We start from the raw sequence: 25,569 nt of genomic DNA on the forward strand, positions 1-25,569 counted from the left end.
TACAACGGTGAAAGCATCAATGTCTCGCTCGACAAGAATGGCGTTACCCGCTCCGCTCCTTGGGATCTCGGTATCTACAACTACTAATTAAATAGCGATGTTGGCCGCATGACCTGAAAATCCAACCAGGTCATGCGGCAATAACAAAGCAACTGGGAAGCTTCCGGCTGAATGCTGGCACCAATTGATCGGTGTCCACCAAGCCGAAGCTTCCCAGTTTTTTATTTTCGTTCCAGTTTATTGCGCGGCGTTCCACCGCCGGCGTGCCTGCTTAGCCATCTTTCGATTTCAGATCGGCTGCATCCACCGCGACAGCTTTTTTACCGAAGTAGCGTGGCAATGCGGACATGTCAGCCAGCTCGGCGAGTTTCGGATCGACATACACCGATCCTGGAGAAGTCGACACCGAGGGATTGGAAATGATGCGCCCGGCGAATCTGCCGCTTATGCTTCCACGCAAGGCGATGTTTTCCCAGACACGCGTGGTTTTTTCCTGCACACGGCTCGTTTCATGGTCGAACAGGAAAAGATTCGGTTTGTCGCTGACATTGACGACATTGATCGTCGCATCGATATTGCGCATGCTGCCGGCAGCTTCCGGACCCTGGTGGTAAAAATGCACATAGCCGCTGTAAATACCCGCGCCGGATGCCTTCACCCTGACTTTGACATTTTCCACGTTTCCCGCCCCAGCCCCACCGCATACCAGCGCGATCAGGCCATTACTTCCCGGCCAATTCTCGGTGCTTGAGACGGTCACATCGATATCCGCATTCTTCAACGCATAGGCGATGAACGCCCGTCGCACGTTATGGCAAGTCAGCTTTACCTGGACTTGTTCGCGGACATAGCTGGCCCCTACTCCATAATAAGCGCCGCAGATTTCGCCCTGGATGTCGAGGTCGGAGATTAATTTTCTGGTGGCGGCATTGTTATTCGTGCTGAAAAGCCCCAGCACGTTTTCCGCGCGACAGTCGACAAGCCGGAAGCCTTTGCTCGGATTGTCTGCCTGTATGCCGACGCAATACATGCCTTTCCAGTCCACCCATGGCGTAAAGCCCGGATCGGTGAAGCGCGCGCCCGCGATGGTCAGATTGTGGAAATCCACGAAATAGAACAGGTGCGGCATCACCTTTGCCGTCGTATTGGCCTTGAACGTCGCACCGTATGCGGAGATGGCGATATCTCTTAAGCCGCGTGCCAGAACGATGTATTCGCTCTCTGAATAGGAACCGAAGTCGTATAAGCCAGGCGGCACGACAAGCGTCCCGCCGCCCTTTTGCATCAATGCTGCAAACGCTTTGCTGAAAGACTGGCGCAAGACCGACGGGCTGGCACCAGGGACGCCGCCGAAATCGGCCAGGCTGACACGATGAGCCGGAACGGCTGCGCCGCCATTGCCGCCCAAGTCTTTCGCGGGAATGGCCTCAGCCAATTCCGGTTTCGAACCACGGCACCCCAGTTGCAGCAAACCTGCCACACTGGCAGTCAATCCTCCCAGCAACAATTTTCGCCGCCTGAAATCGATTGCGGGTTGGGGAGCTGGGGACATGGTTGGATTCCTTATACCGAAGTAATGCTTGAGACTGTGGGCAGTCAAGAGATATTCGACTTTGCCTGGAGCTGGTGGGATTTCATGCGTTCGGAAAGCGCCTTGCCAAAATCGGTACAGGGCTTTTCAATCAGATGATAGGCCAGGAAAGAAAGCGCGCCTGTTCCCACGAAAAAGACTATCCACGAGATGACCGCCGGTTGCTTGTGAAGAAAATGAAAGGAAAAATTAATCATCGGCACATGTGTGAGATAAATACCGAAGGAGTAACGTGCGACGATTTCGCCGAGCTTCGCCAGTTTGACCGATTCGATCTCGCGGCAATACGGGATCATGATTCCAAGCGCCAGGCAAATCGGCCAGGAAAGCATTGTCGCTTTTACTCCATGCCCGACTATCCATGGATAGGCGATGGCCATCGTGCCGACAAAGGCGAACAGCAATCCGGGCGCCAGCTGCTTTGTTGCATCTCGCAAGCTATACGCCAGCACACCCGGAATAAAGCATGGGAAGAACATGATGAGACTGTAATCCCATCCCAGTCGCCAAACCGCCAGGATCACCACGACCATGCCAATCCAGAGCAAACCGATGCCATAGCGCGCAAACCTGCCGCTCATACTGACAAACAGGTACAGCGTCGGCAGAAACAGGTACATCTGCAGCTCGAACGGCAGGCTCCACAAGACCGGAGGCACAGACTCATGGCCAGTAATATTCTGGATCAGCAGAAGGTTGCTCAGCACCGCCCAGCCGCCGTGATGTCCGCTGGCGCTGGCCCAATCGATGAATACCACGACGGAAACCACCACGATGCTCAGCGGATAAATGCGGAATGCCCGTGCCACTAGGAATGGTATGGTTCCCGGATCTTGCCGGTCCTTCATGGCCTGGCGCTCCAGAGACAGCATCAAGACCAGGCAAGTGTGAACAAAGAAAATCAGCACGCCCAGCGTGCCGAGAATTTGGGTGGAATAGATGCCCTCACCGTGACCAACATGCTCGATCAGTAAGTGGCTGATAACGACCAATGAAACTGCGATTGAACGAAGAACATCAAGGTTTGCCGATCCATGCCGCATATTTCCAATTCCTTCTGAGGAAAGCCGCTCTCGTACACAAAAACCATATAAGACATGCGCTCGAGACAAACGGATTGCCGCCTGTTTCAAGCACAGTTCAACCCATTCGCCTCGCACACTGCCGATGCGCAAATCTGCCGACTCCGAACTTCATTCAACGCCACACAACCAGGCCGGCACACTTTATTTATTTCTTAAGTTCTTCCAGAAATAAAACGAGTTGAAAATCATTTTTGCGAACGCCTTATCCTGATTTTCATGTAACCACACCTTTACACGCCTCAGGTAACCGTTAAAGGCAGTGCTTGCCACCTTGTCGAAATTGAGCAGCAAACTGCCATAAGACCGGTAGATTTCGATTCGATCCATATGCAGTTGCACGCCGAGCATGCGGCTTTTGAAATCGAAACGCCCGCCGCCAAGATAGAAATTCCTGGCACCTCTGGCGATGCTTTCACAGATCGTCAGGTAGAGCGCCACTTTGCCGACGCCGGACTTTTCATATTCAGTGTCGTAGCCGATGACGTCGCCGAAGATACTGTCGCCGATGCGGTAATTCACCGTTCCGGCGCAAATGCGGCCATCGATGGTAATGACGCTGACGTAGCCGCATGTTTTGGCAAGATCGAGGATGCGCCTGTCGTCATGGGAAAACTTGTAGGCCTTGCTCGTGATCCGTTCTTCATTGAACTTGATGATTTCCCGGACATGCTCTTCCTGAATCTCGTCCTTGACATAAAAGCTTGAAGTGAACGAGGGATAGTCGCGCACGATCTTGTTCAGTTGATGGCGCAGCGTCGACCGGGTCGACTTCCCCAGTTTTGCCGTATATTCCTCCGCCGTGGCAGGCAGGGAAATCATATAGGTATCCTTCGCATTACTACGCTGCATCGGCAATCCGAGCGCATCCGTATCGGCTTTCAAGGCCTTGAAGCTGATGACGCCGGCATCCGGGAATGCCTTGAATACGTGACGTACGAAGCGGCGCAATTCTTCCTGCTCCAGCTCCAGCATCTCATTGAGCACTTCGATGCGGCCGTTATTCACATGAAAAACCAGAATGGCGATGGGCAGACCGTCGCGCCGTGCGACATAGCAGCTGGCATTGCTGATCGATCTAAAAACCCTGAAGTACTGCAGCGAAGAATGCAGTGAACCATATAGCCTGGCCAGTTCGGATTCCACGAATGCCGGAATCTCGTTCACATAGCATGTGACGGTAACATCCTCCTCCACTACTGCCGTATCCGTCATTACCACTGCTGCATCCATGTTATGCCCCTGTTGAAATATTTTGCATGTCCTTGCTTAGTGCTGCCGATGGACCGAGTCCGCTCCCAGCCAACTCGGCTTCATCGATGAAGCCGCACTCTTTTAGTGCAGCACCCGACTCTTTGCCGGGTACGCCTTTGAAGTATATGGAGCGCGCCGCCTGATCGTCTTTTACCTCCGACAAAACCTGCGCAAGAAACTGCTGGATAAACCTGCTGTCTGCGCAGTCCTTGTGCACATACAAGTCGAATAGCACGATTGCCCCGGCTGACTTATTCTCTTTCTGTGCTGCTTCCTGCTGCGCAGTTGCTGGCTGCTCCTGCCGCACCCAGCAGGATGCGGCCAGCTTGCCACCGCGAACGTAACTGTAGACATCGACCGAACGTTCCATGCGCTCCATGGCGATCCTGAAGAATTCCCATCTCGTCATGGAAGCGCCGTTCGAATCGAACGCCATCAGATCGCGCAAGTTGTTCTTGGCAATGTGGAATGGCGCTCCGGCTGCCGGCGCCCTTTCCGGGTAATAGCGGAAGGTCTTGTCCGCCGCATTCGTTTGCTTGAAAAAACTGCCTACGACGCCGCGCAAGCCAAGCTGCCTCCACTTGGTTATCTTGCCGATCGCAGCCCAGGCATCCGCTGTGCTCCATCCGGCCTTCTGCATTCTCTGCTTCAGCTTGCGCTTCGCTGCAAATGCTGCTTCCTGTCTCCAGCGCCGCGCCAGACTGCCATAGACGATCAGTTCATGAACGGTGTCATGTTCGGTCGCGAAATTCTCCTTGTAGCCATCGCCGCCGGGAGTGAGATCGAGCGCCTGCATGTTCTCTTCCACGAGCTGCACGCCCAGCATGGCCAACAGCAGGTTGCCGGGAGAATGCGCCGCCAGGGCCGGCGCATGCGTATTGATCCCCAGATGCACCGCGCTTCCCTTGCTGACCACGCCTGAATGGGATGCGGCGATCTGGTCGCCGACATTCAATATGCTCGTGTGCAGCATGCCGCGCTTATGCAATTCGAGATAAAACGGCCTCTTCGCCGGATCGCTTGAGAACGGCATGTAGTGATGCAGCGCGCCCTGCCTGAAATCGTATTGCATCCACAGTTCTTCGACGACGCGTTGAAAATGTCCGTGGTCGGCCACTCGCTCGAACGTCACTTCACCGGATCTGTTTAAGCGGTTGAAGTTTTGCCGGTGATTTTTTTTGCGCCGTTGCCGCTCCATGTTCTCGGCTTCGATCCGCATGACGGGGCGCCGATAGGGTCGCAGGCAGAAAAGGCTACGCTTGCTCTCGGCGCTCTTGGCCCAGTCCAGGGGGATATCCGCCGGCAGATATTTCATGCACAGGTCGACGCCTGGAAAATGACCATGCAGTTTGCCGACGGCGGCACGAATGAATGCGCTGCCCGAATCGGCCCTCTCCAGCCAGGCATGGTATTCGGCCTGGCGCTCGCCGGCGCCGACAAGCTTGTGTTCGCCGTCATGCAAGCCAAGGGTCAGCAAGCCGGTAAGCGTGCCATTGTCGTCACGCCCGGCCACGATAACCGGCAGGAATCGATCGCCATACAGTTTGAACCAAGGCATGACGAAATCCGGATGCTGAAAGCCGGTCGCCCAGGGGCAGGCTTCGTACAGCGCCAGCCATTGCGACAGGAACTCGTCCGCTGCCGCAAGGGAGACGGCTTGTTTACCAGTGTATATTGCAAGATTCATGCGGTCTCACTTTGCTATGCCAGAATTGCGCCGAGCCAGCGCAACCTGAAAGTCCAGAAATCACGTCGGAAGTAGCAACGAAAAGAAAACGCCAGTGATGTCGTTCAATCGACTCGATGACCGGTTCATCACTAGCAAATCAACGGTGTTTGAGCTTGCGTGCAAATCAAGTCGACACTGCCTTGGGGTTCTCCCTTCCTTTCACCCGTGCAGCGGAAATCGCGCCGATCATGTCCAGATATTTCAGGATCACGATCCGTTCATCGAATTCCGATATGACCTTACGCCGGCCTGCCATGCCCATTGCGTAGCGCTCCATCGCAGATGATTGATACATTTGCAACATTTTGGCCGCAAGATCTTGCGGGTCCTTGACGTCGCAAAGCAAGCCATTCAGTTCGTGTTCGACGATATCCCGGCAGCCGGCGACGTTCGTGGCGATAATCGGGCGTGCCATCGCGGCGGCTTCCAGCAGGGAATGCGGCACGCCTTCCCGGTACGAAGGCAGGACAATGCAGTCTGCTTGTGCCATGTAGGGACGGACGTCGTCGGTCTTGCCGAAGTAACGCACCAGCCCATTCTTTTCCCACAATTGAATGCGTTCCAGGGAAATGGCATCGGGATTGGCTTTATCGACAAAGCCCAGCATCTGGAATTCGATATTGGGAAATTGCTGGCGCGCGATGGACGCGGCGGCGACATACTCTTCCACGCCTTTGGCCTTCAGCATGCGCGCCACCAGCAAGAATCGGAAAGGCCGGTTTTCCAGAGGCGGAACAGGCTCAGGCAGATAGTGCGTCAAATCGATTCCCGAACCGGGCAACAGATCCGCGACATGGTGTCGAACCAGGCCAGCCTCCATGAACAGGCGCTGGTCGTCCGCATTCTGGAAAAACACCTTCCTGGAACGGCGCAAGGAAAACCGATACAGCTCCTTCACCACATGCGTCACCAGGCTCTTGTTGATAAAGGCGGTACCCAGCCCGGCAATATTATTAATTACGGGAATGCCGAGCACATGCGCGGCAATCGAGCCGTACACGTTAGGCTTGATGGTATACCCCAGAAAAGCCAGCGGCCGGATGTCGCGCAGCACCCGTAGGTAGCGCATCAGAAGTGCAAAGTCGCGCCCAGGGTGGGTGCCGTTGTTATCCATCGGCATGTGGATAAAGCGGCACCCGAGCGCCGTAAGACGCGAGGCATAGTCGTCTTCCGGGGCGACGACCACCACTTCATAACCATTGCCGATCAAACTCTTGATCAGTCCAGCACGGAAGTTATAGACATTCCATGCAGTATTCACCGAAATCACCACTGTCTGGTTCATCATCGCGCATCCATGTCTTGTGCATCCCATCGAAAATGCCGATGACACGCAACCTCAACGATCTGACCAGCGATCATTCATTGCAAGAATCATCGGCGTCGTATTATTGCTGACGCCAGTTTCCACTTACCGCATCGGCATCTCATGATGCGCTTGCGGCGTACCGATGCGTTTCATCCGAAAATCTGTCCTGCGTCAGGTATGAGCTGCTGCCCGCGTTGCCGTCGCGTTGTTCGAGCCACGACTGGAACATCAGCACATCCCAGATGTGGTACTGCCAGTTGCGGCGGCCGGAAAGATGCTCTTCCCACTTCTTGCGCACGCCGGCAGGACGGAAAAAGCCTTCGTTATGCAAACGGGTCTCGTCGAGCAGCGCTTCCGCCCAGTCGCGCAAGGGGCCGCGCAACCACTCGCCGATCGGCACGCCGAATCCCATCTTCGGCCGTTCGATCAGGGCTTTGGGAACGTGCCGGTACAGGACCTGGCGCAATACCCATTTGCTGACGCCGTCACGCAGCTTGACCGACTGCGGCAGGCGCCACGCGAATTCGACGACGCGGTGATCGAGGAAAGGCACGCGGGTTTCCAGCGACACGCTCATGGCCGCGCGATCGACCTTGACCAGGATATCGTCCGGCAGGTAGGTCAGCATATCAAGCGCCATCATCCGTTCGATGCCGCTCAGCCTCGACGAGAACTGATCCTTATCCGTCAGCAGGGTGGCCGGCTCATGCCCGCCGATGACGACCGCAGCCGGATCGTCCCAGTGGGACACCAGGCCGAGGTAAAGCGCCTCGAGCGACTCGCTCGACATGACCCCCGCTCCCTTGTGAAGCTTGTCGCCGGGATTGGCCAGCTTCATCGACGACGGCAGGAAGGATTCCAGGTCGCCGGCAAGCTTGTTCCACTTCCCTACCGGGACGCCGGTAATTCCCTTGGCAGCAAGGCGGCGAATCGGCAGCGGCGCCATGCTCAGCTTGTTCCACAGCCGTGCCGTCATCTGGTAGCGGTTATAGCCGCAGAACAGTTCGTCGCCGGCGTCGCCCGAAAGCGAGACAGTCACATGCTTTTTTGCCAGCTGCGATACCAGGAAGGTCGGAATCTGCGAGGAATCCGAGAATGGCTCGTCATATATCGATTGCAACTGCGGGATAACCGACATAGCCTGCGCCGCTGTGACGTAAAGCTCGGTGTGGTCGGTTCCCAAATGCTGGGCCACGGCCTTTGCATACTCGGCTTCGTTGAAGCCCTTTTCGTGAAAACCGATCGAGAAGGTTTTCACCGGCCGGGAAGACTGCGCCTGCATCAGTGCCACGACGGTGGAGGAATCCACGCCGCCGGACAGGAATGCGCCCAGCGGCACATCGGCCATCATCTGCGCGCGCACCGCATCCTTGAGCAGGCTCTCCAGCTCATCGACAGCCTGTTCCGGCGTCCATTTGAACGGGTTTTCCGAACCGTATTCGGCCTGCTGCAATCCGGACCAGTAACTCCAGACCTTGGGCTCGCGCTGCCGGCTGGAGACCGTCAGCATGCACCCGGGCGGCAGCTTGGAAATCCCTTTATAGATCGAATACGGCGCGGGGATATAGTTATGCCGTAACTGCAGGCTGAGCGCGCCACGGTCGATGACATCCTCGAAGGCAGGATGTACCCGCAAAGCCTTCAATTCCGAACCGAACAGGAATACCGCATTGCTGCCGCTTCCCTGCCATCCGTAATACAGCGGCTTTTCGCCGATACGATCGCGGGCGAGCGTCAGCGTATGGGTTTCGCGGTCCCAGACGGCAATCGCAAACATGCCGATTGCCCGTTCGATGGTGCCCTGAATACCCCATACGTCGAATCCGGCCAGCAAAGTCTCGGTATCCGAATGGCCGCGCCAGGCCGGCGCGCGCTCATCGCATTCCAGTTGCCGGCGCAGCAGCAGATGGTTGTATATCTCGCCATTGAAGACGATGGCATAACGGCCGGATGCCGCATGCATCGGCTGGTGCCCCGCAGGCGACAAGTCGATGATGGACAAGCGCCGGTGCCCGAGTCCCACCCCATGTTCGCTATCGCACCAGTGCCCCGCGTCGTCCGGACCACGCGTCACTATCGTGTCGGTCATGCGTTTGAGAAGAACCGGTTGTTCTTCTTTCGAGTGGAGCTGGTTTGCCCCCAAAAATCCCGCAATTCCACACATTACATTCCCCTTCCTGCAATCAGATTTGCATAGATATTTTCAAAGCGCATTCGTGTGCTCTCCATGCTGTATTTTTCATGGATGCGCGTCCTTGCCCGCCGGCCCAGACTTTGCCTTCCGCCGGTCCCCAATTCCAGGAGCCGCGTGACGCCGTCGGCGAGCGCTGCAGAATTCATTTTCGGCACCAGCACGCCGTCATCCCCCATCACTGCGGCGACGTCACCGACATCGGTGGCAACGCAAGGCAGACCGGTCGCCATGGCTTCACCCAGCGCATTCGGGAATGCCTCGGTCCTGGAAGGCAGGCAGAAAATGTCCATGGCTGCCAGACAAACCGGGACATCGGCACGTTCGCCCAGCAAAACAAACTGGTCGGAAGCGCCCGTCTCGCCGATCCATTGCATGAGCTCGCTGTTATTGCGATCCAGATTTCTCCCTACCATTAAAAACCGCAGATTCCTGTCGCGCTTTGCGAGAATCCCGGCTGCACGCACGAAATTGGCATGATCCTTATCAGCATTGAATCTCCCGACGGTGCCGATGACAACGGCGTCTTCGGTGAATCCGCATTGCGTGCGAATTTGCATGCGCTGTTCGGCCGGCACGGAAAACCGCGAGAGATCGAAACCATTGCCGACCACGACCATGCGCGCCGCGTCGTAGCCGATGAGCGCATGTGCACGGCGTGCAGCCTCGGCCACGCAGACGATCGTGCGGGGAATCCAGCGCGAGATGGCGGCACATGCCCGCCGTACCAGGGCTGTCGGGCGTGCGCATCCGATATTCACGTCGGTCGTTCGGATGCCCCAAATTACATTGCGGATGCCGGCCAGTCGTGCGGCCAGCCCGCCCAGGAGATCGGCGTGGTACAGCCAGGTTTGCACGATGTCCGGGCGCAATTGCCGCATCAGGCGGTACAAGTGAAAAAATTCCGAGATCGGGCGCTTGCGGACATTCAGGACGATCAGTTTGATTCCTGCTTCTGCAAAACGCTCCCGCATCCCTCCTTCCGGCGTCAATGCAATCACGGTATGGGTATAGCCAGCCCCTTGCGACTGCTGTATCAGGCGATAGAGCGCCATTTCGGCGCCGCCGACAACAAGTCCGGTAATCACGTGCAGCACATGGCGTGTCATGGCAGTACCCCTCTATAGGTCTTGCCACCTGCAAGCGGAGTAACACCGACTGGCAGCTTGTTGTCAGAGTCGAAGGCGGGTTGGGCAAATGCCGCGAAATCCCCCATGCAGCTGGATTGCATGCCGTACTTGTCGGCCAGCTTCCGATAGTGCTTCAGCAGCGCCTCCAGCAAGGCAAGATTCTGTTCCGTGTTGATGCCGAAGTTATGCGGATGCCACCATAGATGGCAAATGCCATCGGTAATCGCCGCCTCGGTCATGCATTGCTTCATCCGGTACAAGCGCAGCGGCGCCAGAGCCTTTTGTTTTTCCGACCAGGGATACAGGAACAGGCTGGCCGGCACATTCACCAGCGAGCCGCTTCCTCCCATGCGCTCGACGCGCTTTCCGCTCAATGGCAGGCATGAATCCGCAACCCGCATTACCCTGCCGGCCAGTCCGCCGACCACGGCATCGCCGTTCTTGTATAGCCAGTGCTCGGGATTGCCGCGATAGACTTCGATGCCTGCGCGCGGCAGTTCTTTCAAGTAGCTATCAACTATCTGATTGCGCGGCAAGACGATGCTTCGGAAACGCACGCCCATCTCGTCGCCGATCATCCGCGCGCATTCCAGGTCGGCGGCGAACTGATCCGGCGTCGCCCCTTCCTCGCCGCAGTAATAATGGCTATAGGTATGTGTTGCCAGTTCCTGCCCCGGCGTTTCCAGGATCTGTTCCACGAGCGGGCGCCCGAAGAACAGGTCCGGGTACTGCCGGCACAAGGCGTCCATGGAATAGGAAGAGAGTTCGGCACGCCGGAATGCGGGCATGACCGACGGCCGGATGGCGCGCCACTGGGCGTAATCCCGGCACATCAACATCCCGACCGTCGCCCAGCTCACCCGCACGCCATACCGGCGGAACAGGGCCAGCATTTTCGGAATGGCCTGCCATTCGCCTTTTACATTCCGCCCATACCTGGAAATGGAGTGGGCGGCTCCGACGCCCCAGAAAAGCTCGAAATCCAGTGAAATGACAAGTTTGGACATAGCTAGCCGCCCGCAATCATTGAATAAATTTGTAGCTTGAAATAACAATACATTTCATCGCATTGCACCGACCTGCTTGAACAACTGATCCCACTGCGCCATGACTTGCGCATGGCTGAAACGGCCATACACCGAATCACGAGCCTGCGCGCCAAGATCAGAACGCAACTGCTCATTCCCCATCAATGTCGTCAATGCCCCGCGCAAGCCTTCATAATCATTCAAGGGCACCAGCAACGCATCCTTGCCGTCGCGGGTGATTTCCCTGGGCCCGGTCGGGCAGTCGAACACGGCGCATGGCAATCCGATTCCCATCGCTTCAAGCAAGGCATTGGGAAAGCCTTCGTATTGCGACACCATGACAAAGGCATCGGCACCCGCCATGACTTCCCATGGCTTGGAGGTCGGCCCTTTCAGGAAGGCCCGTGACTGCAAGCCGGCATCGCGAATCTGCTGATCCAGCGAAGATTTCATGGGCCCATCGCCATATATATGCAAATCCCAATCCGGGAACATGGGCGCGATCAAGGAAAACGTATTCAACAACTTGTCCAGTTGCTTTTCTGGCGCAAGCCGTCCCAGACTGAGCAGAATCTTTCTCTCGCTCATAGACGATTTTTTATACGTCGCAATTTCCTCAGGCAAGGCATTGGGGATTGTGCGCACTGCTTTCAGGCCGGGATAGTGCTTCCTGAACTTATCCGCGATGCTGTCGGTTTGCACGGTCAGCATGTCGGCATAGCGATAAGTCCGCTTGCGCAGCACGTTCAGTATGTGAAACCTTGGTATTACCAGGGGATAGGACCTCTCACAAATAATGAGCGGAGTCTTCAAGAATGCGGACGAAATGATCGTCGACACATTCACGTTCGGCAAGAAAGAAACGATGACGTCGGCGTCCCTTTCCACAAGCAGGCGCCGCAACGCATAGAGCCTCTGTGCATAGGTCAGCACGCCGAGATTTTTTACGCCGACCACATCCGCAAGGTTGATCAGTTCTGTGCGTTCGGATAGCGGGTAAAACAGTTTGGCGCCGCCGGAATAGGTCAAGATCAGCGTCACGTCGTCGCCACGCGCAGCCCATTCATTACACAGGCTGGCGACGACGCGCTCGGTTCCGCCCAGAGCAAGCGAACTCGTCAGGATGATGATTTTCATGCCATCTCCCTGTATCGCATGCCTGCTCCATCCCTCCTCAACGAAGCCAGGGCGAAAGTCGCAAGCCAGTACGACGCCGAATCAAGCATCAGGTGAGTAAACATGGACATGAAAACGTAGAGAAAAAAGATCGCCAGCTGTAATCCGCGATGCTCGAAAAAGCGACCTTTCCACAGGATGATCGCCAGCCAGCCCCAGAGGACGATGCCCAGCAAACCGTATTCGACTGCCATCAGCAGTAACTGATTATGCGTACTGGCGCGCAGCGACCAGAACTGGGTTGCGCCGGCACCGGCGCCGAACACCGGGTTTTGCAAAAAGACTTCCCAGCCAGCCCTGATGACCGCGGCGCGCTCGAGCGAACTGTCGTCCGTCAGCTCCGCGCTGGAGAAGAAATTCAGACGAGCCTGGACGTTTTCGATGGCGCCTCCGAGGTCTTGCCTGTTTCCCAGGTAAGCCTCGAAAGCGCCGAATGACATAACGCCCAGCACAAGAAGAATTGCGCTGATCAAGATGGTCGACCTGGGCAAAATCCGCTTGTAGACGAATGCCACCCACAGGAATGCCATCGCGATAATCGCCGAACGTGTAAACGTCACCAGGATGCCGGCCGCCATCAGCACAAAAAGGAATAGACGATACTTCGGACTGACGACCGCGCAGGCGAAGATGAAGACCAGGAGCGCCGCTTCCGCCGCCGTCGTGGGATTGATGAACATGGCAGCTGCACGCCCAAGCACGGCGCCGCTCGTGTCGATGGGATACAGCAGCCCCGGACTGGCGAAGTCCACCATGATCGCAATCGGAATGGCAATCGCGAGGAGGACGAATACGCGGAGATACGATGTGCGATTGCACGAATAAACCGCAAACCCGAACAGCAGCGCAAATACGACATACTGAATGCGGGTCAGGATGAAGTCGCTCCTGCCGTTGAGCTGGGTATTGATAAAGGGCGCCGCACTAGTCGCGGCATCGGCGGAAAAGCTCGACAGATGAATGACATTCAGGACGATCAGCAGCAATGCCCATAAACAGAATGGCGACAAGAGATATGAGCGCAACGTGTGAAACTTCACGATCAGGAGCGGCGCCAGCAAGGCAAAGAGGCCGAAAAAGAAGTATTTCGGCAGCAACTCCGGAAGCAGGATATAGCTATAGATCGGCAGGTTCGAAAAAAGAATGATGAGCGACGCCGCAATCGCGACCGAGTGATACCAGCGCAGGAAGGCCACCGATGGACGAATGGTCCAGGTAACCATGACATCCCTTTTGGGGAGCAGTGAAGTGCTGGTGAAGACATCCGTGTTCATGAACTCACTCCCTCTCGCGCGGCAGGCGCAGGTCGGCCATCCGTACCAAGCCTTGCCGCTGTGCGACCTTCGATAAATAACTGTTCCCACATACGCGCCACTTTTTCAATCGAAAAGCGCTCCCTTGCATCGCTAGCCCGCGCTGCCAGCGCGGCTCTGGCATCACCATCTTTCATCAACCTGTCCAATGCTCCGAGGAGTTCCGCTTCGCTGCCGAGAGAAACCAGCAAGCCGTCCACCTCGTGCCGAATAATGTCCCTGGGCCCGGTATCGCAATCGAAGCTCACTGCCGGCAGCCCATGCGCAAGCGCCTCGGCTAGCGCATTGGGAAAACCTTCATAAAGCGAACTCATGGCAAACAAATCGGCACGGGAATACCACTCGCCCACATTGCCCGCGATTCCGGGCATTAGGACTTTCGATCCGAGTGCAGATTCATCGATCTGCTTTTGCAGCCCTGCCCTTTCGGGACCTTCGCCGAGGATGACCAGATTCCAGTCGTCATGCCTGGCTGCCAGCTTCGAAAAGGCGTTGATCAATATGCCGAATCCTTTTTCACGACTCAGCCTTCCTACTGCCAACAATACCTTTTTTTCCGGATCACACAGTTTGCCTGGATCAATTCTTGGCGCATTGTTCGGCATTGGCCAAACCACGGGATTGGGAATAACAGGAATATGGCGCGCATTGGAATGGGACTTGATCCATTTGGCGCTTTCCTGGGTCAGGGCCACGACGGCATGCAAGCGGCCATACATTCGCTGGCGCAGGACATGCCACATTTTCGCGAGCGGGAAATGAGGCGGATAGCAGCGCTCGGAACCAACCGCGCATATGGAGGAAATGCCCCAGGATGCGAATGCCAGAAGAACGTTAGGAGTGCTCATCATCGCCATGACCGCATCAGGCCGGTGTTGGCGGATCAGCTTGCGCAAGGCGAAGACGCGGCGAAAATTCTGCAACAGGCCATCCAGCACATTGGCGCTGTCTCCGGCCATATCCATCGCAATTCTCTTCACAGCAGGGTCCAGCGCATAAAAATCTTCACTCTGCGGCGCAAGCGTCACGATCGTTACGTCCCACTGCGCGCGGGCCCAGTAATTGGCGAGCGTCGCCGTGACCCGCTCGGCGCCACCGCCGGCCAGGCTATTGATAAAAATAAAGATTTTCAATTGGTTGGCTCCGTCATATCGGCAGCGACCACAGTCGCTGCCAGACCTGCATGGTCATTGCAAGCGCTTGCGCAGCGCGATCCAGAAAAACAGCGCATTGGCGCCGTACACACAAAGGGATGCCAGCGAAATACCATTAATACCGAGCGCCGGCACAAGAAAGATGTTGCCGGCCACTTTTCCGATAAAGCCAATGACGCCAGACCAGAAAATCAGGGAAAAGCGTCGCTCGCTCAGTGCATAGCTGACCAGGACCATGGAAGAAAAATAGAATGGCAGCTGCGGCAGTCCATATCGCAGAACCTCCGCCACTGTCATGGTATCGGCAGAAGTGAACGCGCCGCGTTCGAACAGCAGCTTGACTGCCCAGGGCGCCAGCCAGTAGCCGATCACCACCGTGACAAGCCCACCGAGGAACATCAAGCACGCCCAGTACATCACGACATCATGCATTTTCGTCGCGCTGTTCAGCCGCGCCTGGGCAAATACCGGCAATGTCGCGCGCGAGACGGCGGTCGCCGCAAGGCTCATGATGAGCGACAGGATCCGGTTGGCGTAACCCAGCGTGGCAATCGAACCGGTTCCAAGATCGACTGCAAAGAATTGATCGACGATGACGGTCAGACTTAATAATGCCTGCCCGCCAAGCATGATGCCAAATCCCTGCCAGAACCACGTCCATTGTTCAGAACGATAGGCAAAGCTGGGGGCCTCGAATTCATGGCGGCGAACCATGGGAATGATCAGGCAGAGAAAGTGCATGGCGCTGCCGACCAGTGTTCCCCACACGAGCGGCCCCATGCCGCCATGGGCGAACAACAGTACCGCGCCGCCGATAAAGAGCGTCGGCACGCTGTCCAGCAAGGTATTGACATGACGGCCCGCCGACAGCATCCACGCAGACTGAAGCGTAATCAGAATCCCCAGCGGCAGCAATAGAATCATGCCGGGCAGCGCTTCCGCCGCCAGTCTTGTCGTGGTGGCGGGCAAGCCGCCCCAACCTTGAACGAGCATGAGCTTGATCCCGCACCAGCCAAGCACCGCCAGCACGAGGCTCAGGAGCAATGCGAACCCCAGCAATTCCGAGCGAAAGCGCGGCAACTTTTCAGCCTCGGTTTGCCGGACGCGAACGGCGAGCGGCACAAGCACTGCCGTCAGCACACTTGCCCAAACCCCGATCGGCCAGCTGATAAGGTTATAGATGAACTGATAGGCGTCGACCTCTGCGCCCAGACCATACCGATAGGCGACCACTACTTCTTTGGCCGCACTGATCAGCTTCCCCAGCAGTACAAAGAGCGCTACAGTCGCCATCCCCTTGAAGATGGCGGAATGATGCGGGTCAGCAGCTTTAAAGCGATTACCTATAGCAATAAATAAATTCACAAACGCCTCGCATTCACAACAATCTCAGCAGGCGCAAGATCGACATCTACCGCCAACATCCAGAACCGCCTCAAAGCCGAAACACCTGTCATTATTTACATATCCATCGTTGCCGATGTTTCGTTTCGTTGAGAGAGTTCGTCAGACTTGTCCTGGCGCGATTTGCTATGCTCGATATACCATGGCATGGCAGCTTCGAGACCGGCATAGATGCGGAACTGAGGCGCGTATCCGAGATTGCGGGTTGCCTTGCCAATGTCGGCTTGCGAGTGCATCACATCCCCGCGGCGGAAATCTCCATACACCGGTTCCTTATTGAAATCGAAGCCGTTTGCACTAAGGATTTCTTTTAGATAGCGGAACAACTGGTTCAATGAGGTGTTGTCACCGACAGCAACGTTATAGACCTCATTCCTGCTTTCTTCCTGAGCCATTGCCGCGAGCAGGTTGGCCTGCACGGCATTTTCAACATAGCAAAAATCACGGCTCGTAGTTCCATCACCGTTGATCGTGATGGAGCGATCGTCGAGCATCGCAGAGATCCACTTCGGGATAACGGCGGCATAGGCACCATCCGGGTCCTGGCGCTTGCCGAATACATTGAAGTACCGAAGACCGATGGTTTTAAAGTCATAGCTGCGCGCAAACACCTGCGCATACAGCTCGTTGACGTATTTGGTGACGGCGTAGGGAGACAGCGGCTTGCCGATACGGTCTTCCACTTTCGGCAAGCCCGGATGGTCGCCATATGTCGAACTCGAAGCTGCATAGACAAAGGACTTCACCTTTGCATCCTTCGATGCGACCAGCATGTTGAGAAAGCCGGTGACATTCGCCTCATTGGATGTAATCGGATCTGCCAGCGACCTCGGAACGGAGCCTAGCGCAGCCTGATGCAGCACATGATCGACGCCTTCAACTGCATTGCGGCATGCATCGATGTCGCGGATGTCGCCCTTGATGAATCGGAAGCCCGCCCACTGCTTTGCGCTGACAAGCCCACGCACCTCGTCCAGATTGCGCTGGTAGCCGGTGGCGAAATTATCGAGCCCGACAACTTCCTGGTCGAGCTTGAGCAGCGTCTCGAGCAGATTGGAGCCGATGAATCCGGCACAGCCGGTCACTAGCCATTTTCTTGGATGGCTACGTAGTTGAGCCTGGATATTTTCAAAGTGGTTCACGAGCCGAATCCTTTCCCATTCAATTCACAGAGCACATTGCAGTTGAAGCGTCAATCAGGACGGTGTTACAGCCGCATATCGACTTCTTCTTTCGGCAGCACGTATTTCAGGTCGAACAGCACGTGCTCTTTCTTGCCGAACCGGCGAATGCCTTCCACGCCAAGCTCACGGAACTCGTTATGACCCACAGCCAACAAAATCGCGTCGTAGTGGCCGCTCTTCGGATAATCGATAGGAGTAATGCCATACTCATGTTTGGCTGCCTCGACATCAACCCAAGGATCGAACACGTCGACGTTGACGTTGTACTTCTTCAAGGAGTTGATGCTGTCCATTACCTTGGTATTACGGATGTCCGGGCAGTTTTCCTTGAAGGTCAAGCCCATCACCAGGACGTTGGCGTTATCGATTTGAATGCGATGCTTCAGCATTTTCTTGATGAGCTGTCCTACCACGTAGCCGCCCATATTGTCGTTAATGCGGCGGCCGGCGAGAATCACCTGCGGGTGATAACCGAGTTCTTCAGCCTTGTGCGTCAGGTAGTAGGGATCCACGCCGATGCAGTGTCCACCAACCAGGCCGGGAACAAACGGGAGGAAGTTCCACTTCGTTCCGGCTGCCTTGAGGACGTCTTCCGTGTCGATGCCGATCTTCTTGAAAATGATGGCCAGCTCATTCATGAGAGCGACGTTCAGATCGCGCTGAGTGTTTTCGATCACCTTGGCGGCTTCAGCCACCTTGATCGACGATGCCTTATGCGTTCCGGCCTGGATGATGCTGCCATAGAGGTTGTCGATGAACTCGGCTGCTTCCGGCGTCGAGCCGGAGGTCACTTTGCGAATGTTGACCAGGCGATGTTGCTTGTCACCCGGATTGATGCGCTCGGGGCTATATCCGACGTAGAAGTCGGCATTGAACTTCAGGCCGGACACCTGCTCGATCACCGGCACGCAGTACTCTTCCGTCGCCCCCGGATAAACCGTCGACTCATACACGACGACGTCGCCTTGCTTGATGACTTTACCGAGCGTTTCGGAAGCGCTCTTCAGCGGCGTCAGGTCAGGCCGGCGATGCTGATCGACCGGCGTGGGCACGGTCACGATAAAGACATTCGCCGCACGCAGGTCATTGATGTCGGTTGAATAGCTAAGCTGCGTAGCCGCAGCCAGCTCTTCCGATTCGGTTTCCTTGGTGCTGTCGATCCCTTCGCGCAGCTCGGCGACCCGATGCCGGTTGATGTCAAATCCGATTGTCGGATATTTTTTACCGAACTCGACTGCCAGCGGCAAACCAACATACCCGAGTCCGATAATCGCTATGCGGGTATTATTTGAAATCTTCATAATGATCCTCAGAATTTAAAAGTGTTATCACTTAAGGAGCCACTGCTGCGGAAGCTGCACTTCCCATCGGCGCAAAAATCTCATACAGCAAAATGGACTACTCGCTTGCCGACGTTTATTGAATGCTTGATCAAATTCGCCCATGTGCCGCGATATCGTCTGCCCCCTGCCGGAACACAAAAATGAAGCGCATTCCGTTAGCGCCAGACAAGCAAAGAAGCGATAAAGACGCACACTCAAGATGAGTGATTGAATTTTGATAGATAGAGATTTACGTGTTTTGCAGCGTATCAATCGGGCTGCCTGTCAACGTCGCGTATCTTCCACAATTTGAAGAAAAGCGCAGATCGTTTTTACACTCGCACGCCGCCCTGACGTCTCGCACGCCAACCAAACATCGTGCAAAATATTTGAAGATTAAAGTTCCTCAAAAATCGTGCATGAAGTTGAGACAAATTGAGAAAATATTGAATTAATTTTCGACTTTCGATTGCAAGGAATTCAGTGCCATGCAATCGAAAGTGCCGTCACCCTTTAAAGGAGTGACGGCCACTCATTCACGTCACAAGCCGTTTGAATCGGCACATCTCAGATTGGCCTGCCCTTGGGCTCGGGCCGCCAGCCGAAAATCACTGCCGGATTCAGGCAACGTCCCCAGTGACCGCGAATCAAGCGTGTGTAATAAGCCATGTACAACAGCGCCTGGATCAGCACCAGTGCAATGGCCGCCGGCACCGTATCGCCAAAGCTGAGCGCCACGAATGTCGCGACCACAATCCAGGTCGATACGAAGCACGCCACCGCCGCATTGCGCATCCATGGATAGGACACGTTACGGGAGATTTTTTGGCAGGCCACACGACGATAGAACAGGGAGTGCATATGCAGGCGATCTGGTGCACCCACTTCAGCCTTTCTGACTATCTTGCGGCGATACATGCTGAACACCACTTCAATGACCGGGTAGGCATAAATTGCCATCACTTGCCAGGCAGTGACGCCTGGATTCCGGACAATGGTCAGGACGGCGATTTCCGCGGCCCAGAAACCGAGAAGGTAGGCGCCGCCGTCGCCCATGAAAATTCTGCCGGTTGGATAGTTCAGCGCCAGAAAACCAAGGGCGGCGCCGACTCCTGCGAGAGCAAGTTGCATGACAAACGTGTCGCCGACATGCCAGGCGAGGAAAGCCATTCCGGAAAGAATGACGACGATAGCGCCACCAGCCACACCGTTGAATCCGTCGATGATATTGACGGAATTCGTCACGCCCGCCACGGCAAATGCGGTTACGGCCAGGGATAGCGGCAGGAATTCAAGCATGGCGTCCATACCCCAGATATCGAGCCTAGGCAGGTTTGCACCCAAGAGCCAGGCCGCCAATAACGCGCTGCAGAAAGTTGCCAGTAGCCTTGCCTTGACCGAAACACATTTCGTCATGTCTTCGACCAACCCGGCAAACAGCGCAGGCGCCCCAGCCACGAGCAGCTTGAAGACGCCGTAGGCGTCAACCCTGGTCGGATCGCCAGGCTCCGCAAACAGCACAAGCATCGAGGCACTGAAGATACCGATCGCAACGGCAAGTCCGCCGGTTCTGGGAACAGGATTCTTATGAACTTTCTGAATACCGTTCACATCTTTATCAAACGAATAGCGACCGTGCCAACGTTCGGTAAGAACAATCAGCACACTCACGGTAAGACTTACGAAAAATGCTGCGAAGACAATTTCGAGAACTTCAGTACTCGTTAAACCAATTCCGGTGCTACCAAAGGTACGGGTAAACCATCCTTCTGTTGAAATCATTGCCAGCTCCATTGTGGGGTGCAAACAATTCAAGGAGAACATCACCATAAGATGTTCGCCTCAGTGCATCAGGTAACGGGATTCTTGACGCTCAAATGAGCGGTATGGGATCAAGACATTCGACATGTGTGCGATTTGTTTTCTACTTCGCCACTTTAGCGAATCGCTCGTTATTAATAAAATATGAAATTTCGATAACTTGATGGCCATTCGTCGCTCTTCAATTTACTTTCTAGATTAGTTTTCACTGAACTTTTCAGCAGTCAGTTTCATAGTTAAGTAAAGAATAAAAATGCAATGCTGGGTATGCGTTTACTCATGTCGGCAAAGGAGAAAACGCAAAGGCATCGATACCTTCGTTTAGTCGTCACCACTGTCAACGCCGACACGCGATGCATCAACAAAAACCCGGGAAACTTGACTTGAAAATTTGGCGACCTGCCAAGGACATGACGCGACTTCGCTGACATTGCATGCGCGTCGCGGGAAGAGGCAATGACAGCTGAATCAGCGTGTCAGATGCAATCGATCAGATGACTTGTACGGAGACTGTGCGTAGCAACAGAATCTTCGTTAGTGGCGAAGATTGCAGCCCAAGTAGAATCGGCGGCGCTATCCATTAGCTCCGCCAATCAAACAAACTAAATTTTAGTTTACTTACATATGTCCACTGCCAGCAATGCATACAGCCTGGCAGGGACAATTCGCTGATAGATCAACTCCTGAGCAGTTGGATTCTTTCCGTTTCCCGGCCGTGGTACTCTAGGCTCGGAGTAAAGGTGCGGTAACGCGAAGCGCCATAACTGTAACGACTGGAGTTCGGCATGACATCGTTAACTATCACCCCGGTCACCGTGAGGCCGGCGCGGCTTAAGCGCTTCACCGCCTCCTCCGCTTCGATGATGCTGCTGACGCCTTCGCGAACCACATTGAATATTGCCTGGGCATGGGTGCCGACAATCAATGCATCGGTAAAATCGAGCACAGGCGCGGTATCGATCAGAATGTAGTCATATTGTGTGGACAGCATCCTCAACAGCTTGCCGAAATTGGCGTGCGCCAGTAATTCCGCGGGCTTATGCGGAAAATTCCCGGTCGAGATGAAATCCACATTCTCGGCCACATCCTTGTGGATGAAGGACTCGATATTGGTCATGGTGACGAGCATGTCCGACAATCCATTGGTGCGATCCAGGCCGAAATAGCGATGCAGGTAACCGGTGCGCATATCGGCATCGATAAGCAGGACTTTTTTACCGATGGAGGCGAGCACTGCCGCGAAATTCGCCGAGATGAAGGACTTCCCTACTTCGGGCGTCGGTCCGGTCATCATGATGATATTCCGCTCCGATTCGCGCATCAGGAATTGCAGCGTGCTACGGAGAATCCGCAGGCTTTCGATCGCCCCTTCGGATGGCTTATCCATCGGAAGCAGCATGACTTCCTTGGCATTGCGGCGAATCTTCTTATACATCCTCTTTTGGCTTTCGCTGTGAGGAATGACAGCACTGACCATCAAGCCAAGGGAGTTTTCGATTTCGCGCGGATCATGGATTTTTCCGGCAAACAGGCCACGCAGGAATGCGACGACAATTCCCAGCATGATGCCGCCCAGCCAAGCCACGGCGATCATTGTCGAGCGCTTCATGTTCAGGGATTCGAACGGTGCTTCTGCGCGATCCAGGATGCGTGAATTGGCGATCCGGCTTGGCTCGACCATGCCGAGCTGCTTGCCCATATTGAGCAGGCCGGCATACATTTCCGCATTCAACTGGCGGTCGCGGTTGACGCCGACCAGCTCCTGGTCGACATTCGGCAGGGCCTTCATTTTTGCCTTGATATTGCCCAGCTCGTTGTTCAATTCCTGTATCTGCCTGGTCAGCAGTACGACGGAGGGATGCTCGTCACGATAGCGAACAAGCAGTTCCGCTTTTTTCTGCCGGAGTTCGACCAGCCTGGATTGCACGACGACCGACTGCTGCATCAAGTTCCTGGCCTCTTCATTGACATCAAAGGTGCCATTCCGGGAACGCAGATCCGCCACTTTCGCTTCGGAGTTTTCCAGATTTTTCTTGGCATCAGCGAGTTGCTGCTTGAAGAAAGAGAGTGCCTTTTCCGCTTCAGCAGCCTTCGCGCTCACGTTCTGCTTAATGTATTCGTCGCCGACTTGATTCAGCACCTTGCTGATTTGCTCTGGCTTCGAACCGCGCAGTGACACGGCGATGATATTGGACTGCCGTCCTCGTTCCGAGATGGACAGCGACTTTTGCAATTGCTCGACTGCCTGGGCCTTGGGGATGCGACTGACTTTGAATTCAGCGCCAGGATTCGCAGCAAGCTTTTCAACCAGGATTTCAATATCGCCGGCATCGGTACGAGCGCGTGTAACTTGACCGGCCTGGCCGTTCAGCTCAATGCCGAGTTCTTTCTGTACCAAGCGGAAGCCGTTGTTGTCTTCCACTGTGAGGGCAAATGATTTTCCGAGCAAAGAATCGGGCAGATTCAGGGTGGCGATTTCAATTTTCTCGGCACCCCATACATAGCCGCCCTGTCCGAGTATGCCCGGGTTGGAAATATTCTTGCTGCCGCGGGCAATCGATGCGCCGATAAGCGGAAAGTATTTCGGCTCGACGACGATATCGAGCTTGGTTGCCTCCACGACGCGGGAAAGCACCGTCCTGGAACGGATGACTTCGACTTCCGTCGAGGTCTGGGTTTTCAAATCCAGCGCTGCCGGCAAGTTACCAGGCACGTCGGCAGTTTGCGGCGAGCTTTCTTTAACCTGGATCAAAAGGTTGGATTCGTAGACGGGGCTCACCGACAGGGCATAGATTGTCCCGAGCAATGCGGTAACGAGCGCGATAATCGCGATCATCCATCGATGCTCAACAATATTACGCAGGATAAAAGCGAGGCTCAAAGCGCTTTCCCCCATTTCATCGCGAGGATGCAACCGTGGTAGATAGTGGTTCATTGGTTCAGTCGAAAAAGGTTTTTGCACTTGGAAGGATCCCAGTTCATTGACGTAACAGACGCAACTTCGCCCGCATCTGCAACCTAATGATCGAACTCTTCCATCCTTTTCTTTACTGATGAACACATTGATCAACAACGTACGGCTTGCATATTCGCCCGGCGCTCGTCGCCTACTGAACTAGACAAGCCACCATGAGCTGCTTGGTAATGCCGTTCAAGTCTACTCAATAGTTCGCAAAGAATAAGTATGGAAATTCGATTTCTTCACACTTAATGTCACCCATTAAATCAGCTAAATTGATAAATCGGTTTAACCTATAGCAATTCAGCAGCATTCAAGGGAAACCGTGAGTTATTGAGAGGATTCGCTGGCTGCCAGATTGCTTAATTCATCGGCGAATCTTTTGGCTCCCGACTTTGGCGCAACCCCATGACCAAGCACGAGATACAAAGTCGATTTATACGCGGAGCCCTTGTCTAGCGGAAGAATGGCAATCTGATCTTCATCAAGCCACTTTTGCACCCGGCACCTTGGCAGCCAGGCGTAGCCAAGCCCATGGCGAAGCGCATCAATGGCGGTATCGATTCCGCTCACTCTCCAAAAACGCGAATAGCGGGACAAGCGATAATTAGACTGCTCACCCGCCTGATCGCCGCCGGAAATAACGATCTGCACCTGCTTCTCCAGATCGTCAGTAGTAATTTCCCGATTCAAGGAGAAGAGTGAATGATCGGGATGGGCAACGGCGATATGTTCGACTTCGATCAATTCGCTTCCCATGAAGCCCATCGGCACTTCGGTGCTGACAGCAAGATCGGCAGCCCGTTCATGAAGTGCTTTTCTTGCTTCGCTTAGGGATGCCTCTTCCACGCTCAATCTCACGTTCTGTGAAAATGGTGAAAGCTTGCGCAAGGTTTTCATCAGGAGTTGAGGCGGAAAACTCGGATCGGTCACAATCCTTATTTCCGGCCCCCAGCCGTTTCGCAGGTTTTCCGCCAGCGCCTCCAGTTCAACAGCATTGCGAACCAGCTCTCGTGAGCGGTCCAGCAAAATCTTTCCCTCTTCGGTGATCTGGGCCTTGCGCCCTTCTATCTTTAAAAGAGATACGCCCAACTGCTCCTGGAGCTTGGCGAGGGTATAACTGATCGCCGACTGGCTGATATGCAGATGGCTTGCGGCACCGGTGAAGCCATCGAAATCAACGACGGCGTGGAACATTTTCCATTGCTTCAGGCTGATGCGAAAATTTCGTACGTTTGATGGACGAAATTCCCCTGCGAGTCTAGCTCTGCGGAATGCCAGCGGCTCCGTCAGATGCAACGCGGTGTCCGCTGATTCACTGATTTTCATTTTTTGTTCCATTGAAACTTATAGTCTAGAGTGCGGAAGACGACGGCTTTCGCCGTGCGCACAGGTTGCACTTCCACGCAAACAATCCGGTTGTCTTGATAAAGTGCACCGCCTTGTAAACCATGAATGTCATAAAAATTTCCGCTTGTCTCTAAAACCCATTTTCGATGGTTTTCATTTTACGAGCGCATATGCTTTAACTCTTAATAATCCTCATTGCCGAAGCATCTTTTTGGCACATAAACTTTCACGCAACAGTTAAGAGAGATACCGCACGCAAGCAGCAGCTGAATAATGTTTGCAATTGTTTTTGCCTGGAGTACATCGGTATAGAGCAAACATCAAACAAGACACACCATCATGATTCGCTTACCGAGTTTATCGATCAGTTATCTCTGCATAGATTGCTCATGCGCAAGAAGTCGATGGGCTTCAAAGAGAACGTTTCCCCAATGAATGAGTGGCCAATTTCCAATTCCGATAAAGACCTAATCTTTTAGGCTTGAGAAGACAAATTCGGAGGAAGAATCTCTAATCTTGCACAAGGTCTATACGGAACAATGCATGCAGCATCTAGCCACTTGAAATTTTCA

General features: G+C 54.7%; 17 protein-coding genes. All 17 read right to left on the reverse strand.

Going from position 1 to position 25,569, the window contains the following annotated elements:
• Nucleotides 1-271 precede the first annotated feature (271 nt).
• Nucleotides 272-1,552, reverse strand: coding sequence for a glycoside hydrolase family protein (locus EDC30_RS16105; protein WP_132259886.1), 1,281 nt, complete (start codon nucleotides 1,550-1,552; stop codon nucleotides 272-274).
• Between the two features lie 44 nt (nucleotides 1,553-1,596).
• Nucleotides 1,597-2,766: an acyltransferase family protein gene (locus EDC30_RS16110; RefSeq protein WP_132259887.1), complete on the reverse strand. Its 1,170-nt coding sequence runs from the start codon at nucleotides 2,764-2,766 to the stop codon at nucleotides 1,597-1,599.
• 51 nt (nucleotides 2,767-2,817) lie between these two features.
• Nucleotides 2,818-3,906 carry a GNAT family N-acetyltransferase gene (locus EDC30_RS16115; protein ID WP_132259888.1) on the reverse strand — a complete coding sequence of 363 codons (1,089 nt, stop codon included), beginning with the start codon at nucleotides 3,904-3,906 and terminating at the stop codon, nucleotides 2,818-2,820.
• A 1-nt stretch (nucleotide 3,907) separates the two neighbouring features.
• Nucleotides 3,908-5,614 (reverse strand): GNAT family N-acetyltransferase, encoded by a 1,707-nt coding sequence (locus EDC30_RS16120; RefSeq protein WP_132259889.1) that lies wholly within the window; start codon nucleotides 5,612-5,614, stop codon nucleotides 3,908-3,910.
• A gap of 166 nt (nucleotides 5,615-5,780) precedes the next feature.
• Complete coding sequence (locus EDC30_RS16125) at nucleotides 5,781-6,944, reverse strand: glycosyltransferase family 4 protein (RefSeq protein WP_207907308.1); 1,164 nt, start codon at nucleotides 6,942-6,944, stop codon at nucleotides 5,781-5,783.
• 139 nt (nucleotides 6,945-7,083) lie between these two features.
• Complete coding sequence (gene asnB, locus EDC30_RS16130) at nucleotides 7,084-9,129, reverse strand: asparagine synthase (glutamine-hydrolyzing) (RefSeq protein ID WP_132259890.1); 2,046 nt, start codon at nucleotides 9,127-9,129, stop codon at nucleotides 7,084-7,086.
• The gene (locus EDC30_RS16135; RefSeq protein ID WP_132259891.1) at nucleotides 9,129-10,265 is read right to left on the reverse strand and encodes a glycosyltransferase family 4 protein; all 1,137 of its coding nucleotides are present in this window, start codon (nucleotides 10,263-10,265) and stop codon (nucleotides 9,129-9,131) included. Before EDC30_RS16135 ends, asnB begins: the two co-directional genes overlap by 1 nt.
• Nucleotides 10,262-11,293: a polysaccharide deacetylase family protein gene (locus tag EDC30_RS16140; RefSeq protein WP_132259892.1), complete on the reverse strand. Its 1,032-nt coding sequence runs from the start codon at nucleotides 11,291-11,293 to the stop codon at nucleotides 10,262-10,264. The genes EDC30_RS16135 and EDC30_RS16140 overlap by 4 nt, the downstream gene beginning before the upstream one ends.
• A 54-nt stretch (nucleotides 11,294-11,347) precedes the next feature.
• A complete protein-coding gene (locus EDC30_RS16145; protein ID WP_132259893.1) occupies nucleotides 11,348-12,451 on the reverse strand; it encodes a glycosyltransferase family 4 protein in 1,104 nt (367 codons plus the stop codon).
• A complete protein-coding gene (locus EDC30_RS16150; protein ID WP_132259894.1) occupies nucleotides 12,448-13,764 on the reverse strand; it encodes an O-antigen ligase family protein in 1,317 nt (438 codons plus the stop codon). Before EDC30_RS16150 ends, EDC30_RS16145 begins: the two co-directional genes overlap by 4 nt.
• Nucleotides 13,761-14,936 carry a glycosyltransferase family 4 protein gene (locus EDC30_RS16155; RefSeq protein WP_132259895.1) on the reverse strand — a complete coding sequence of 392 codons (1,176 nt, stop codon included), beginning with the start codon at nucleotides 14,934-14,936 and terminating at the stop codon, nucleotides 13,761-13,763. The genes EDC30_RS16150 and EDC30_RS16155 overlap by 4 nt, the downstream gene beginning before the upstream one ends.
• A 54-nt stretch (nucleotides 14,937-14,990) precedes the next feature.
• Nucleotides 14,991-16,322, reverse strand: a complete 1,332-nt coding sequence (locus EDC30_RS16160) for a lipid II flippase MurJ (RefSeq protein WP_132259896.1) — start codon at nucleotides 16,320-16,322, stop codon at nucleotides 14,991-14,993.
• A gap of 95 nt (nucleotides 16,323-16,417) precedes the next feature.
• Nucleotides 16,418-17,512 carry an SDR family oxidoreductase gene (locus tag EDC30_RS16165; protein ID WP_279389770.1) on the reverse strand — a complete coding sequence of 365 codons (1,095 nt, stop codon included), beginning with the start codon at nucleotides 17,510-17,512 and terminating at the stop codon, nucleotides 16,418-16,420.
• A 56-nt stretch (nucleotides 17,513-17,568) separates the two neighbouring features.
• Nucleotides 17,569-18,846, reverse strand: coding sequence for a Vi polysaccharide biosynthesis UDP-N-acetylglucosamine C-6 dehydrogenase TviB (tviB, locus tag EDC30_RS16170; RefSeq protein WP_132259898.1), 1,278 nt, complete (start codon nucleotides 18,844-18,846; stop codon nucleotides 17,569-17,571).
• A 588-nt stretch (nucleotides 18,847-19,434) separates the two neighbouring features.
• The gene (locus tag EDC30_RS16175) at nucleotides 19,435-20,649 is read right to left on the reverse strand and encodes an MraY family glycosyltransferase (protein ID WP_165973857.1); all 1,215 of its coding nucleotides are present in this window, start codon (nucleotides 20,647-20,649) and stop codon (nucleotides 19,435-19,437) included.
• A gap of 715 nt (nucleotides 20,650-21,364) precedes the next feature.
• On the reverse strand, nucleotides 21,365-23,623 hold the full coding sequence (locus tag EDC30_RS16180) for a polysaccharide biosynthesis tyrosine autokinase (protein ID WP_132259900.1): 2,259 nt from the start codon (nucleotides 23,621-23,623) through the stop codon (nucleotides 21,365-21,367).
• A 354-nt stretch (nucleotides 23,624-23,977) separates the two neighbouring features.
• Nucleotides 23,978-24,976 carry a LysR family transcriptional regulator gene (locus EDC30_RS16185; protein ID WP_165973859.1) on the reverse strand — a complete coding sequence of 333 codons (999 nt, stop codon included), beginning with the start codon at nucleotides 24,974-24,976 and terminating at the stop codon, nucleotides 23,978-23,980.
• Nucleotides 24,977-25,569 lie beyond the last annotated feature (593 nt).

It is taken from the genome of Paucimonas lemoignei (genome assembly GCF_004342585.1).
Taxonomy (GTDB): Bacteria; Pseudomonadota; Gammaproteobacteria; order Burkholderiales; family Burkholderiaceae_D; genus Paucimonas; species Paucimonas lemoignei.

Coding starts and splice junctions, on each gene's coding strand:
- EDC30_RS16135 (WP_132259891.1), bottom strand. CDS start 10,265: ATGACACGCCATGTGCTGCACGTGATTACCGGACTTGTTGTCGGCGGC.
- EDC30_RS16120 (WP_132259889.1), bottom strand. CDS start 5,614: ATGAATCTTGCAATATACACTGGTAAACAAGCCGTCTCCCTTGCGGCA.
- EDC30_RS16125 (WP_207907308.1), bottom strand. CDS start 6,944: ATGATGAACCAGACAGTGGTGATTTCGGTGAATACTGCATGGAATGTC.
- asnB (WP_132259890.1), bottom strand. CDS start 9,129: ATGTGTGGAATTGCGGGATTTTTGGGGGCAAACCAGCTCCACTCGAAA.
- EDC30_RS16140 (WP_132259892.1), bottom strand. CDS start 11,293: ATGTCCAAACTTGTCATTTCACTGGATTTCGAGCTTTTCTGGGGCGTC.
- EDC30_RS16105 (WP_132259886.1), bottom strand. CDS start 1,552: ATGTCCCCAGCTCCCCAACCCGCAATCGATTTCAGGCGGCGAAAATTG.
- EDC30_RS16185 (WP_165973859.1), bottom strand. CDS start 24,976: ATGAAAATCAGTGAATCAGCGGACACCGCGTTGCATCTGACGGAGCCG.
- tviB (WP_132259898.1), bottom strand. CDS start 18,846: ATGAAGATTTCAAATAATACCCGCATAGCGATTATCGGACTCGGGTAT.
- EDC30_RS16145 (WP_132259893.1), bottom strand. CDS start 12,451: ATGAAAATCATCATCCTGACGAGTTCGCTTGCTCTGGGCGGAACCGAG.
- EDC30_RS16180 (WP_132259900.1), bottom strand. CDS start 23,623: ATGAACCACTATCTACCACGGTTGCATCCTCGCGATGAAATGGGGGAA.
- EDC30_RS16115 (WP_132259888.1), bottom strand. CDS start 3,906: ATGGATGCAGCAGTGGTAATGACGGATACGGCAGTAGTGGAGGAGGAT.
- EDC30_RS16150 (WP_132259894.1), bottom strand. CDS start 13,764: ATGAACACGGATGTCTTCACCAGCACTTCACTGCTCCCCAAAAGGGAT.
- EDC30_RS16175 (WP_165973857.1), bottom strand. CDS start 20,649: ATGATTTCAACAGAAGGATGGTTTACCCGTACCTTTGGTAGCACCGGA.